12 protein-coding genes and 1 riboswitch are annotated in these 12,313 nt (G+C 68.7%); of the genes, 10 read left to right on the forward strand and 2 right to left on the reverse strand.

The genetic code is table 11. From position 1 onward, the window contains the following. Positions 1 to 13: 13 nt before the first annotated feature. From ACFPOU_RS13800 to ACFPOU_RS13810, 3 genes are all read left to right on the forward strand, one after another. Positions 14 to 892, forward strand: coding sequence for a hypothetical protein (locus ACFPOU_RS13800; protein WP_379722164.1), 879 nt, complete (start codon positions 14 to 16; stop codon positions 890 to 892). Further along, a complete protein-coding gene (locus ACFPOU_RS13805; RefSeq protein WP_379722166.1) occupies positions 882 to 2,132 on the forward strand; it encodes a choice-of-anchor X domain-containing protein in 1,251 nt (416 codons plus the stop codon). Before ACFPOU_RS13800 ends, ACFPOU_RS13805 begins: the two co-directional genes overlap by 11 nt. A gap of 181 nt (positions 2,133 to 2,313) precedes the next feature. Next, positions 2,314 to 3,201, forward strand: a complete 888-nt coding sequence (locus tag ACFPOU_RS13810) for a hypothetical protein (protein ID WP_379722168.1) — start codon at positions 2,314 to 2,316, stop codon at positions 3,199 to 3,201. A 63-nt stretch (positions 3,202 to 3,264) separates the two neighbouring features. Here ACFPOU_RS13810 and ACFPOU_RS13815 read toward each other — a convergent pair whose 3' ends face one another. Beyond that, complete coding sequence (locus ACFPOU_RS13815) at positions 3,265 to 3,528, reverse strand: hypothetical protein (RefSeq protein WP_379722170.1); 264 nt, start codon at positions 3,526 to 3,528, stop codon at positions 3,265 to 3,267. A gap of 187 nt (positions 3,529 to 3,715) precedes the next feature. Between ACFPOU_RS13815 and ylqF the strand changes: the two genes are divergently transcribed. The 7 genes from ylqF (at position 3,716) to ACFPOU_RS13850 (ending at position 10,842) form a co-directional block, all read left to right on the forward strand. Continuing rightward, entirely contained in the window at positions 3,716 to 4,663 is a 948-nt protein-coding gene (ylqF, locus tag ACFPOU_RS13820; protein WP_379722172.1) for a ribosome biogenesis GTPase YlqF, read from the forward strand. A gap of 100 nt (positions 4,664 to 4,763) precedes the next feature. Further along, positions 4,764 to 4,995: riboswitch (cobalamin riboswitch) on the forward strand. Positions 4,996 to 5,065: 70 nt separating this feature from the next. Then, positions 5,066 to 7,027: a TonB-dependent receptor family protein gene (locus ACFPOU_RS13825; RefSeq protein ID WP_379722174.1), complete on the forward strand. Its 1,962-nt coding sequence runs from the start codon at positions 5,066 to 5,068 to the stop codon at positions 7,025 to 7,027. 4 nt (positions 7,028 to 7,031) lie between these two features. Then, positions 7,032 to 8,072 carry a FecCD family ABC transporter permease gene (locus ACFPOU_RS13830; RefSeq protein WP_379722176.1) on the forward strand — a complete coding sequence of 347 codons (1,041 nt, stop codon included), beginning with the start codon at positions 7,032 to 7,034 and terminating at the stop codon, positions 8,070 to 8,072. After that, on the forward strand, positions 8,069 to 8,869 hold the full coding sequence (locus ACFPOU_RS13835; RefSeq protein ID WP_379722178.1) for an ABC transporter ATP-binding protein: 801 nt from the start codon (positions 8,069 to 8,071) through the stop codon (positions 8,867 to 8,869). The genes ACFPOU_RS13830 and ACFPOU_RS13835 overlap by 4 nt, the downstream gene beginning before the upstream one ends. Further along, the gene (locus ACFPOU_RS13840) at positions 8,866 to 9,735 is read left to right on the forward strand and encodes a cobalamin-binding protein (RefSeq protein WP_379722180.1); all 870 of its coding nucleotides are present in this window, start codon (positions 8,866 to 8,868) and stop codon (positions 9,733 to 9,735) included. The genes ACFPOU_RS13835 and ACFPOU_RS13840 overlap by 4 nt, the downstream gene beginning before the upstream one ends. A 130-nt stretch (positions 9,736 to 9,865) precedes the next feature. Further along, the gene (locus tag ACFPOU_RS13845) at positions 9,866 to 10,531 is read left to right on the forward strand and encodes a thiol:disulfide interchange protein DsbA/DsbL (RefSeq protein WP_379722182.1); all 666 of its coding nucleotides are present in this window, start codon (positions 9,866 to 9,868) and stop codon (positions 10,529 to 10,531) included. After that, positions 10,528 to 10,842: a hypothetical protein gene (locus ACFPOU_RS13850; RefSeq protein WP_379722184.1), complete on the forward strand. Its 315-nt coding sequence runs from the start codon at positions 10,528 to 10,530 to the stop codon at positions 10,840 to 10,842. Before ACFPOU_RS13845 ends, ACFPOU_RS13850 begins: the two co-directional genes overlap by 4 nt. A gap of 70 nt (positions 10,843 to 10,912) precedes the next feature. On the opposite strand, the gene ACFPOU_RS13855 is transcribed toward ACFPOU_RS13850, so the two are convergent. Continuing rightward, complete coding sequence (locus ACFPOU_RS13855) at positions 10,913 to 12,217, reverse strand: ATP-binding protein (RefSeq protein WP_379722186.1); 1,305 nt, start codon at positions 12,215 to 12,217, stop codon at positions 10,913 to 10,915. Positions 12,218 to 12,313: the final 96 nt, after the last annotated feature.

A 12,313-nucleotide genomic window follows, 5' to 3' on the forward strand; every position in this document is an offset into this window, starting at 1 on the left:
GAGGAGATATTTCGTGAAGAAAACCCTACGAATGGTCATGGCGGTCTGTCTGATGGCCGTGTCGAGCTTCGCGGCAGCGGCGAACTACACCCTGTGGATCAACGGGCGCACCGGCGGCGGTGTGGTCGGCGACTACGACAGCTGGACGTATTGGGGGCCTGGCACCACGGCCGCCGGCGTCAACAAGAAATCGGTCAACTGGGACGGGCGCAGCGGCATCGCCTCCCAGAGCGGCAGGATCCGCGACGCACTCGACTGCTTCTGCACCGGCAGTAACTGGTGCTATGTCGTGACCCATAGCGCCGGCGACCTGATGATCGGCTATACGCTGGCCAACTACGGCGGCTCGGCGCGGGTCAAGAAAAACGCGGTCGCCAATGCTTCCGGCGTGTGCGGCAACAGCGATGGCAGCGCCCAGACCGGCTGGAACATCAAGTGGGTGCGCGCCGCTTCCGGCGCAGCCGGCGGTTCCGAGCTGTCCGACGCCGGCGCCTGGACCACCACCGAGCCGCTGGTGCAAGACCTGAAGACGACCACCGCGCGCGCGATGTACAACCACAACACGACGCGCAACGTCTGGTTCTACATGTATGCCGGCGCCAGGGGCACGGCCTATTCCGGCATCCTGCCGGGCCAGGACGACGAAGCGGTGGCTTACCACAGCACCGGCGGCGTGGCCGGCAGCGCGGGCGGCTCCTACTGCAATCCGGGCGACTGGCTGTGCAAGGACCTGACGCTGGGCACGGCGGCCAACGAAGGCGGCAGCGTGAAGTGGAGCTATCACTCGGTCAGTTTCCGGGACGATGGCGAGGCCCATAACCACTATGCGAACGGCAACTGGGGCGGCATCGTCGGGGTCGTGCGCACCGCCGTGGTGAACAGTGCCCTTTGAACGTCCAGGGCGCGGCCGCCTGCGGCGCTGGGGCGCGCTGCTGCTGGTGCTGGCGCTGCTGGCGGCGATCGTCCGAGTGGCGCTGCGGGACCGCGAGCAGTCGCTCCCGCCAGCGGCGGGCAGCGCGGGCGCGGCCGCGCAGGCGCCGCGCTTCTTCGGCCAGGTGGACAGCCAGCCGGCCGCGGCGCTTCCCGGCGAACGCGCGCGCCGGCGCCAGCAGCTGGTCGACAACTACGCGCTGGCCGACCACACCTATTGCAGCTATCGCGAAGGCAGCATGTACCCGGCGCACTCGCGGCCGATGTCGCAAAATACCGACCAGGCTTATCCGAACCAGCCGGTGCTCGAGACCAATCCGATGCGCGGCGACGACCGCCGCGCCCATCCCGACATCCTCCTGCACACTTCGCAGTCGCGCGTCTACCTGGCCGCCGGCGAAGCGGTCGCGTTGACGCTGCGCGCGGTCGAGCCGGACGGCACCCCCGTGCCGCTGGTGGTCACGCGGGCCGTGGCGGCCGGCATCGTCGGCACCGGCGAGCGCCCCACGCCGCAGGTGCCGCTGGCCTTCGCCGACGACGGCGCCAACCCCGATCCGGTCGCCGGCGACGGCGCCTATGCCGCCGTGCTCGCGCCGGCGCAGACGGGACTGGCCGGGTTCCACGGCACCATCCGCACCCAGGTACTGTATGCGGCGGGCGGCAAGAACGGCGTGCTGATCTTCGACGTGATCCATTCGCCGAAGCTGCCCGCGGTCTGGACCGGGACGCCGCGCGAGGTGCTCGAAGACGGCTCGCTCGCCTTTGTCCTGCGCGCCGACGTGCGCCAGCCGGGACGCTACGTGGTCACCGGCCGCATCGACGACGCGAAAGGGCGCCCGTTCGCGCTGGCGACCTTCAACGAGGTGCTGGGGCCGGGGCCGAACGAGATCAAGCTGGTCGTGTTCGGCAAGCTGATGCACGATGGCGGACCGGCGCTGCCGCTGACCCTGCGCGATGTCGACGGCTACCTGCTCAAGGAAAACGTCGACCCCGACCGCGAGCTGATGCCGCGCCTGGAAGGACCGCTGCTGACGAGCCGCGTGCGCTCCCTGGAAGGGGTGGCGGACGCCGAGTGGGCCAGCGAGGAGCGTACCCGCCACCTGAGCGAATTCGCCAAGGACCGCAGGGGCGCGGCGGCCGCGCTGGCCGCCTTCGATCCGTCCCAGCCGTTGCCGCCGGGCGCCTGCGGGCCGGTGCGGTAAGCGGCCGCAGGCAAACCCGGCGCCGTCTTCGTGGACGCCGCCGGGTGCTGCCCACTGTCCGGTATCGTTCTAGCCACGTTCAATCGCGCGCCATTGACTGCTTGGACCGCTTGTCCCGAAAATGGCGATTCGCGGTCGGCCGTCCTCGCGTCCCACTGCAACCAGAACGATGGAGGATGACATGGGACGATCCGCACGTCTTGCGCTGTCGCTGTGCCTGCCTGGCCTGTTCGCCGCCGGGCTAGCCGGCGCCACCAATTACACGCTCTGGATCCACGGCCGCACCAGCGGCGGCGCGATCGGCGACTACAACGATTTCACGTATTTCGGCCCGAACACGACGCCGGCCGGCGTCAACAAGAAATCGGTCAACTGGGACGGGCGCAGCGGGGTAGCCTCCCAAAGCGGCATCGTCCGCAATGCGCTCGACTGCTTTTGCACGGGCAATAACTGGTGCTATATCGGCGTGCACAGCGCCGGCGACATGCTGATCGGCTACACGCTGGCCAACTACGGCGCCACGGCGCGCCCGCGCACCAACGCGCAGCCGAACACGGCCGGCGTATGCGGCGCCGCCGCCGGCGGCGGCACGCAGGCTGGCTGGAACATCAAATGGGTGAGGGCGGCGGCCGGTTCCGCCGGCGGCAGCGAACTGGCCGACATCGGCGCCTGGACCACGAGCGAGCCGATGGTCCAGCAGCACAAGGTCGCCACTGCCCGCGCCCTGTACAACCACAACGATACGAAAAACGTCTGGTTCTACAACTATGCCGGCGCGGCCGGGACGCTGTATTCCTTCGTGCTGCCGGGGCAGGACGACGAGGTGGTGGCCTACCACAGCGCGGGGGGAGTGTCGGGCAGCGGCGGCAGTTCGTTCTGTAATCCGGGCGACTGGTTCTGCAACGACCTGACGCTCGGACCGGGGCCGAACCAGGGCGGGCGCGCCAAGTGGTCGTTCCACTCGGTCGTGTTCCGCGACGATGGGGAAGATTACGGACATTATACGGGGCGCAACTGGGGCGGGATCACCTCGCTCGTGCGCAGGGACATGGAAGCGACGGCGCAATAAGGGGGCGGATAAAGGGGGGGAGGAAACTGGTCGCGTGGATCGATTCCCCGCCCGTGCGCCGGTTCACCCGGCGCTTGAACGCAGCGCGCGCTTCTCGGCCGCGCTCGGGCGCTTGCCCACCACATGCACCACATACATCGGTTGCGCCGGGCCCGTGTGGGGCAGCGCCAGAGCGCTTGCCGGCGGCACGCCCGCCGCGCCTGCCTGGACGGCGCGCCGCGGCGTGCCGTCCAGGCAGGCGGCCAGGACCAGGGCGCCGAAGGCCGCGAACATCCACACCTCGACGCTGCGCGCGATACTGCCGACTTTCTCCATGCTGTTTTCCATCCTGGTCTCCATGACGTTGAGCGGCCATAAGCGGCCGTCCTGTCATCGTGCCCGTCCAGGATGGCTCGGTATTGCAACGAATCAAGTCGAAATCGTCCCTGGTGGAAACAGAACCACAGTGCGCCGGGACGCCTCGGGCGGCGCCAGCGTAAAATACCGCCTCGTTCGCAGAATTTGAAAGCACAGCATGTCGATACAATGGTTCCCAGGCCATATGAACTCCGCCAGGAAGCAGGCGGAGGAGCAGATGGAATTCATCGACCTCGTGGTCGAGGTACTCGACGCGCGCCTGCCCGAGGCAAGCTGCAATCCGCTGGTCGACCGCATGCGCCAGTTCCGCCAGCGCCCGGTGCTGAAAGTGCTGAACAAGATCGACCTGGCCGACCCCGCCGCCACCGCCGCCTGGAAAGCCTATTACGACGCGCTGCCCGGCGTGACGGCCTACCCGATGACGACCAAGAAGCCGGCCGACGTGGCCCGCCTGCCGGCGCTGGCGCTGGCGCTGGCCCCGCACCGCGGCGTGCCGACCAAGCCGCTGCGCATCATGATCATGGGCATCCCGAACGTCGGCAAGTCGACGCTGATGAACGCGCTGCTGAAGAAACGCGTGGCGAAGGTCGGCGACGAGCCGGCCGTCACCAAGGTCCAGCAAAAGCTCTACCTCGACAAGCACACGGTGCTGGTCGACACCCCGGGCCTGATGTGGCCGAAGATCGAGATGCCGAGCGACGGCCTGATGCTGGCCGCCAGCCACGCGATCGGCACCAACGCCCTGATCGAGGAAGAGGTGGCCTTCTTCCTGGGCGACGTCCTGCTCGAGCGCTATCCGCAGTTGCTCAGCGCGCGCTATGGCTTCAAGACCGAGGGCCTGGACGGCATCGGCGTGGTCGAGCAGGTGGCGGCGCGCCGGGGTTTCCGCATGCGCGGCGGCGAATTCGACGTCGAGAAAGCGGCCCATGTGCTGCTGCACGACTACCGTAGCGGCGCCATCGGGCGCATCAGCCTGGAGACGCCGGAATCGCGCGCGGCGCGGCTCGAAGCGCACCGCGTCGAGAAGGCGGAAAAGGAGCGCATCGCGGCGGAAAAAGCGGCGGCCAAGGCCGAGGAAGCCAACCGGGGCAAGCGCGGGACCTGAGGCTGCGCGCAAGGCGGGAACGGCAGGGGGACTGGCGCCTTCGCCCGCTGCGGCAGTCGATGATCGAAAAGCGGCCGTGCCCGCGACGGCTGGCCGGGTATATAATCACGTCCGTTCTGGTGCCCGCGTGCGCAATCCGCGCACGCAGTTAAACGGGAAACACGAAGCCACGGCGCCTCCGGCGCCCGGCCAAGGTGTGCTGCCCCCGCAACGGTAAACAAGCGTCGCCCCCCTGGGCGACTGGCTGTCTCGAACACCACTGTGCCGCGGCATAGGAAGGTGAGGCGGTCTGACTTGCTAGCCCGGATACCGGCCAGGACAGGTGAGTATGGCAAGCGCCGTACTCGTTGAATCCGGCTTGCGGGGACGCAGGGCGGATGCTCATTATCGAAGAACAACATCATGACTTTTTCTGCTGTTTCGAACAGCGCGCCGGCTCTCAAGCCGCTCGCGCTGGCCTGCGCCATTTCCCTGTCCCTGCTTGCGGGCGCCGCCCATGCCGACGAGGCCGGCATTGCCACCGTCCACGTCAGCGGCGCGCGCTTCCCGAGCGACCCGGCCCTGCCGCCGGTGGGCGCGACCGTCATCAGCGCCGCCGAGATCCGCAGCGCCGGCGTCAACGACGTCAACGCCGCCATCCGCAAGATCGGCGGCGTGTACGGCCGCCAGAGCCTGGACGGTTCGCCCGACTTCGGCCTCGACCTGCGCGGCTTCGGCGCCAACAGCGGCCAGAACCTGGTGATCCTGGTCGACGGCGTGCGCCTGAACGGGAACGAACTGGCCGGCGCCGCGCTGTCGACGCTTCCCATCGACACCGTCGAGCGCATCGAGATCACGCGCGGCGGCAGCAGCGTGCTGTACGGCGAAGGCGCGACCGGCGGCGTGATCAACATCGTCACCAAGCGCGGCGCCGAGCCGGGCTACCACGGCACCGTCAGCCTGGAAGGCGGCCAGTTCGACCAGCACGACGCGCGCCTGGCGCTGCGCCACGGCGCCGGCCCGCTCTCGTTCGACCTGGCGGCCAACCACCAGGGCACCGACCACGACCGCGAGAACAACCGCTTCCGCCAGAAGACGCTCAACGCCGGCTTCCAGTGGGCGCAGGACGCGACGCGCCTCGGCATGCGCGTCGAAGGCGCACGCCAGAACGCGCGCTTCCCGGGCTCGCTGACCCTGGACCAGTTCAACCTCGATCCGCACCAGACGAAGACGCCGAACGACTTCGGCGCCGTCGACAGCGACCGCGTGATGGCCTTTGCCGCGCACCGCGTCGGCAGCGTCGAACTGGCGGCCGAGCTGTCGCACCGCGAGCGCGAGGTGATGTCGCATTACGTGTTCGGCGGCTTCGTTTCGGAGGCGACCTACCACAGCCGCCAGACCCAGTTCTCGCCGCGCCTGCGCCAGTTGTCGCGCTTCGGCGGCATGCTCAACGAGTTCGTCGCCGGCGTCGACCTGATCCGCTGGGAACGCAGCACGACCTTCGACTCGAATGCCAGCCAGGACTCGAAAGCGCTGTACCTGCGCGACGAACTGCGTTTCGGCGGTGCACGCAATGCGCGCCTGGCGCTGGGCGCGCGCCACGAGCGGTTCGACAAAGAAGAAGACAATGCCAACCTGGGCGTGCCGGACGGCGAGCAGTCGGAAAACGGCTGGAGCCTGGAAGGCAGCGTCGATCCGGTAGCGGGCGTCACCGTGCACGCCAAGGCAGGGCAGAGCTACCGCATGCCGAACGCCGACGAAAACGGCTACCGCGCGTCCCAGGGCTTGCTCGACGCGCAGACCTCGCGCGACCTGGAGCTGGGCGTCACCGTCGGCAGCGATGCCCGCCGCGTCTCGGCGCGCGTGTTCCGCCACCGCCTGCGCAACGAGATCTTCTTCGATCCGACCCTGTCGGGCGGCTTCGGCGCCAACACCAACCTCGATCCGACGCGGCGCCAGGGCTTCGAAGTCGACGCCCGGCTCGATGTCGGCGCGAACCTGCGCTTGAGCGGCCATGTGCAGCACGTGCAAGCCGAATTCACGGGCGGCCCGAACGCCGGGCGCGAGATGGTGCTGGTGCCGAAGAACGTGGCCACCGCGCGCCTGGCCTGGCTGCCGCGCAATGGCCACAGCGCCGACGTCGGCGTCCAGTACGTCTCCACCCAGCGCTACGGCAACGACTTCGGCAATACCTGCGGCGCACGCATTCCCTCGTACACGACGGTCGATGCGCGTTATGCGCTCAAGCTCGGTGCCTGGGAAGTGGCGGCGAATGGCCTGAACCTGACCGACCGCCAGTACTTCAGCCAGGCGTTCGGCTGCCGCAGCGGCATCTATCCGAGCGACGGGCGCCAGTTGAAGCTGTCGGCCCGCTACGACTTCTGATGCCGTGAAAAGCACGCTCGGCACCTCGCCCGCACGCCGGCGCGCCACGCTGGCGCTGCTTGGCGCGGGCGCGCTGGCCGTGTTCGTCGGGGCCGGGCTGGCCGGTTCGGTGGCGCTGCCGGCCGCCGAGCTGCCGGGCGCGCTGGCGAGCCTGCTGGCCGGCGCGCCCGAGGGCATGGCGGCGACCCTGCTCGACTTGCGCCTGGGCCGCGCCAGCAGCGCCTTCGTCACCGGCGCGGCGCTGGCGCTGGCCGGCGTCATGATGCAGGCGCTGGTGCGCAATCCCCTGGCCGATCCGTACGTGCTGGGGGTGTCGGCCGGCGCCGCCGTCGGCGCGCTGGCCGCCTTGCTGGCCGGCGCGGCGCTGTGGCTGGTCGATGCCGGCGCCTTGCTCGGCGCGGTGGCGGTCTCGCTGCTGCTGTACCTGCTGGCGCGGCGCGACCTGGGCGGCAAGCGCAGCGCGGGGCACGGCGGCGGCGAGTCGAGCGTGCTGCTGCTGACCGGCGTGGTGCTGGCCTCGGCCTGCATGGCGCTGGTGACCCTGATGCTGTCGGTGGCGCCCGAATCGCGCCTGCGCGGCATGGTGTTCTGGATGATCGGCGACCTGGCCGGGACGTCCTGGCGCCTGCTGCCCTGGCTGGTGCTGGGCGGCGCGCTGCTGCTCGCGCGCCGCCATGCGCGCGCACTGAACGTGATGGCGCTGCATGCCGACGCCGCCGTCGCGCTGGGCGTCGAGGTGGGCCGGCTGCGGCGCTTCCTGTTTCTTTGTTCGAGCCTGCTGACGGCCTGCGCGGTCACCAGCGGCGGCAGCATCGGCTTTGTCGGCCTGGTGGTGCCGCACGCCTGCCGCCACGCCTTCGGGCCCGACCACCGCATCCTGCTGCCGGCCGCCACCCTGGCCGGCGGCGGCTTCCTGGTGCTGGCCGATACGCTGGCGCGCACCGTGCTCGCGCCCCAGCAACTGCCGGTGGGCGTGCTGACGGCGCTGATCGGCGTGCCCGTCTTTCTTTTCCAGCTGCACCAGCTGCACCTGCGCTCACGATGATCGAAACCCGCGACCTGACCTTGCGCGCCGATGGGCGCGTGCTGGTCGATAGCCTGAACTGGCGTGTGCTGCCCGGCCAGAGCTGGTGCGTGATCGGCCCCAACGGCGCCGGCAAGAGCACGCTGCTGCGCACGCTCGCGGGCCTGCGCCCGCCCGACGGCGGCGGCATCGTCCTGGCCGGCAAGAGCTTGCCGGACTGGCCTTTGCCGGCGCTGGCGCGCGCACGTGCCTATCTCGCGCAAGGGCGCGGGGACGCTTTCGCCTACCGCGTCATCGAGACGGTGCTGATGGCGCGCCACCCCTACCACGCCGACCGCTATTGGGAAGGCAGCGACGACCATGCGGCGGCCGAACAGGCCCTGCGCACGCTCGACGCGCTGCACCTGGCCCGGCGCGACGTGCGCACGCTCTCGGGCGGCGAGCGCCAGCGCGTGGCGATCGCGGCGCTGCTGGCCCAGGACACGCCGCTGCTGCTGCTCGACGAGCCGGCCACCGCGCTCGACCTGGCGCACCAGGTGGCGATGACGAACCTGCTGGCGCGCCTGTGCCGCGAAGAGCAACGGGCCCTGGTCAGCGTCGGCCACGACCTGAACCTGGCCTGGAGCGGCGCCACCCACGCGCTGCTGCTGCACGGCGACGGCGCCTGGCGTGCCGGGCCGGTCACGGACATCATGCGCGCCGATTTGCTCGGCGCCTGTCTCGGCCACCCGATCGCCGTCATCGAGCACGGCGGGCGCACCATCTTCCTGCCCGAGGCGCCCGCGGCCGCGCCCAATACTGTCCGGAGAGTCCAATGAAACATCTCGTCCTGTCGCTCGCGCTGGGCGCCTCTTGCGCCCAGGCCGCCGTCACGGTCGTCGACGACAGCGGCCGCGACGTCGTGCTGGCGCGGCCGGCGCAGCGCGTGATCTCGATGGCGCCGCATGTCACCGAGCTGCTGTTCGCGGCCGGGGGCGGCGCGCGCATCGTCGGCGCCATGAATTTCAGCGACTACCCGGCCGAGGCGCGCAAGATTCCCCTGGTCGGCTCGAACAGCCAGATCGACCTCGAACGCGTGATCGCGCTCAAGCCCGACTTGCTCATCGTCTGGCAAAGCGGGAATACTGCGCGCCAGATCGAGCAGCTGCGCAGCCTCGGCATTCCGGTCTTCCACAGCGAACCGCGCACCCTGGAGACCGTGGCCGGGAGCCTGCTGCGCTTCGGGCGCCTGCTCGGCACCGAAGGGACGGCCGCGCCGGCCGCCGCGCGCTTTCGCTCCGGGGTCGAGGCGCTACGCACGCGCTACGCCAGCCGTCCCCCGGTGACGGTGTTCTACCAGGCCTGGGACAGTCCGCTCTATACCCTGAACGGCGAGCAGATCGCCAGCGATGTGATCCGTCTCTGCGGCGGGCGCAATATCTTTGCCGAGCTGAAGACGATCGCGCCGCAGGTGAGCGTCGAGGCGGTGGTGCAGCGCGACCCGGAAGCCATCCTGGGAGGCAAGCGCTACACGCCGCAAGACCGCGGCCTGTCGATCTGGGAACCCTACCGCGGCATGACGGCGGTGCGCCGCAAGAACCTGTTGACGCTCGACGAGCACATGATCACGCGTCCGGGACCGCGCGTGCTCGACGGCGCCGCGCACTTGTGCGCCCGGCTCGACGAGGCACGCGCCCGGCGCTGAGCGGTGCAGGCGTGTGACGGAGCGTGACAGTGGTAAGCAATTGCAAAAAAGGGGTGCCGCGCCCTATGGGAGCGGCAAAAAAGTGGTAATCTCGCGGTCGATTTCATCACTTTCAACACCAAGGATCCCTATGCGCCGTTCACTGCGTTTCGCCCTCGTCGCCGCCAGCCTGGTCGCCAGCACCGCGTTCGCTTCGCCCACCAATCCGCAGAACGGGGTCGAGTACACGACGCTGTCGGCGCCGCAACCCGTGCAGACGGTCGGCAAGAAAGTCGAGGTCGTCGAATTCTTCGCTTACCACTGCCCGGCCTGCTACTCGCTGGAACCCGGCCTGAATGAATGGGTCAAAAAGCAGGGTGACAAGATTGTCCTGCGCCGCATCCACCTGCCGTTCCAAGGCGCGACCGATCCGGAAGCGCACCTGCACCTGACGCTCCAGGCGATGGGCAAGGAGGCCGAAATGCACAGCAAGATCTTCCACGCCGTCCACGTCCAGCGCATCCGCCTGATGAAGGACGATCAGATCATCGACTGGGTGGCCAAGAACGGCATCGACAAGGCCAAGTTCCTGGAGACCTGGAATTCCTTCGGCGTCATGACCAAGCTGCGCCGCCAGGCGCAACTTGCCGCCAGCTACCAGGTGACCGGTACCCCGACCATGATCGTCGACGGCAAGTACCAGACCTCGCCGGGACAGATCGCCGATAAACTCAAGCTCAAGGACGGCCGCCAGATCGTGCAGGCGCACTTCCAGGTGCTCGACGCCCTTGTTGCAAAGGCAGCCGCGACGAAATGAGCGACGGAGAACGCAAAGTCCTCGAACTGTACGAGGGCGCACGCCCCCGGGACGAGGAATTGTTCGAGACCAGCAACGTGAACCACCTTGCCTGGTCGCTCGTCGTGATCCTGTTCGGCCTCGTCCTGTGGCTCTGCATCGCGCTGGTGAACGCGGAAAACCAGCGCCACGCCCTGATGACGAACAAATGCCCCGACCCGGTTTTCAAGAACGGCGTCGACAAGGCTTGCCTGTACACCGTGCGCTCGCGCGACCATTGGTGGGAACACCTGTGGTACGCCTTCACGCACGTCAATCCGGAACCGAAATAGGGCGCCAGCGGGCAGGGCTTCGACTGCCCGCGGCAAGCCTGGATGACGGCGGGGGCTGCCGCGTCCGCGCCTAGGTCTGCGGCAACACCACCACGAAGCGCGCGCCCCCCAGCTCGGACGCCGCCACCTGCATCGTTCCCCCGTGCAGCAGCACCGCCTTGCGCGCAATCGACAGGCCCAGGCCGAAGCCCCCGGTGGTCCGGTCGCGGCTGCGGTCGAGCCGGTAGAACGGCTCGAAAATCCGCTCGCGCTCGTCCGGTGGAATTCCCGGCCCGTCATCGTCGACCGCGATGGTCACGTTCCTGCCGTCGCGCCGCGCCGTGACCCGTATCGTCAGCGCGGCATATTTCTGCGCATTCCTCAGCAGGTTCGACAAGGCCCGCCCCAGCAGCCGCGCATCGGCCTCGATCGTCCCAAGGTCCGGCGCGCAGTCGATCGTCAGCAGCGGCTGCCCCGGCGGCAGCGCCGCCTCGACCGTGTGCAGCAGGGCAGCGACCTCGACCGTATCGCGCTGCGGCGCCTGGCCGCTGTCGAGGCGCGCCATGCCGAGCAGCTCGTTGACCAGGCTGTTAAGTTCCGACAAATCGCCTTCCATCGCATCGATGCGCTTCTGCAAGACCGGATCGTTCGCCTTGGCGCCCAGCAGTTCGAGCGCGAACTCGAGGCGCGCGATCGGCGTGCGCAGCTCATGCGACACCGAATGCAGCAGGTTCTTCTGCGCGACCAGCAGCGCTTCGATGCGGTCGGCCATGTGGTCGATGCGCTCGGCCAGCGGATAGATACTGCTCGATGGCTGCATGCGCGCCCGCGCCGACAGCTTGCCGGCGCCGAATTCGTCGGCCACGCGCGAGAGCGACTGCAAGCCCTGCCAGTGCGCGCGCGACCACAGGGCGATCGGCACCAGCAGGGCCAGTGCCACGATCACGTAGCGCACCGCTTCCATCTGCAAGGCGAGGCTGACGTCGATCGGCAAGTCCTGGACATGGATGACTTCGTCCTCGCTGCCGATATAGCGTTCGCCCTTGAGGTCGACACGCCGGTAAAACGATTTGCCTTCGACATCGAGTACGACTTCGCCGCGCTCGAGCGCGCCGAGGCTGGCGGCGGGCAGGAGGGAACGCGCTTTCGGCAGCGCAATCAGGTCGAAGCGGGTATCGGAGACCTCGCGCACCCGGTTCAAACGCGCCAGCCATTCGTCGGCGGGGGCCTCGTCGACGTACTGCTCGATCAGGAAGATCTGGGCCGAGGCCTGGCGCCGCGCGATCTCTTCCAGCGGGTCGCCGAACAGGCGGCTCATCGTGAAATAGATGACGAAGGTAGCCGCCGTGATCGACAGCATCACCAGCATGAAGAAGCGAAAGAAGATCCGGTTCACCCCAGGACTCCCGCATCTTGCCGCTTGCCTTCTCGTTTCAAAAACATGGTTTGTTCTCCCGACAGCATTGTATCGGAGCAAACATTACCTTGCTGG

The organism is Massilia jejuensis (genome assembly GCF_042656795.1).
In the GTDB taxonomy this organism is placed as follows: domain Bacteria; phylum Pseudomonadota; class Gammaproteobacteria; order Burkholderiales; family Burkholderiaceae_D; genus Telluria; species Telluria jejuensis.

Excerpts from the sequence above, each read along its gene's own strand:
- ACFPOU_RS13810 (WP_379722168.1), top strand. The coding sequence starts at position 2,314 with ATGGGACGATCCGCACGTCTTGCGCTGTCGCTGTGCCTGCCTGGCCTG.
- ACFPOU_RS13815 (WP_379722170.1), bottom strand. The coding sequence starts at position 3,528 with ATGGAAAACAGCATGGAGAAAGTCGGCAGTATCGCGCGCAGCGTCGAG.
- ylqF (WP_379722172.1), top strand. The coding sequence starts at position 3,716 with ATGTCGATACAATGGTTCCCAGGCCATATGAACTCCGCCAGGAAGCAG.
- ACFPOU_RS13825 (WP_379722174.1), top strand. The coding sequence starts at position 5,066 with ATGACTTTTTCTGCTGTTTCGAACAGCGCGCCGGCTCTCAAGCCGCTC.
- ACFPOU_RS13835 (WP_379722178.1), top strand. The coding sequence starts at position 8,069 with ATGATCGAAACCCGCGACCTGACCTTGCGCGCCGATGGGCGCGTGCTG.
- ACFPOU_RS13840 (WP_379722180.1), top strand. The coding sequence starts at position 8,866 with ATGAAACATCTCGTCCTGTCGCTCGCGCTGGGCGCCTCTTGCGCCCAG.
- ACFPOU_RS13845 (WP_379722182.1), top strand. The coding sequence starts at position 9,866 with ATGCGCCGTTCACTGCGTTTCGCCCTCGTCGCCGCCAGCCTGGTCGCC.
- ACFPOU_RS13850 (WP_379722184.1), top strand. The coding sequence starts at position 10,528 with ATGAGCGACGGAGAACGCAAAGTCCTCGAACTGTACGAGGGCGCACGC.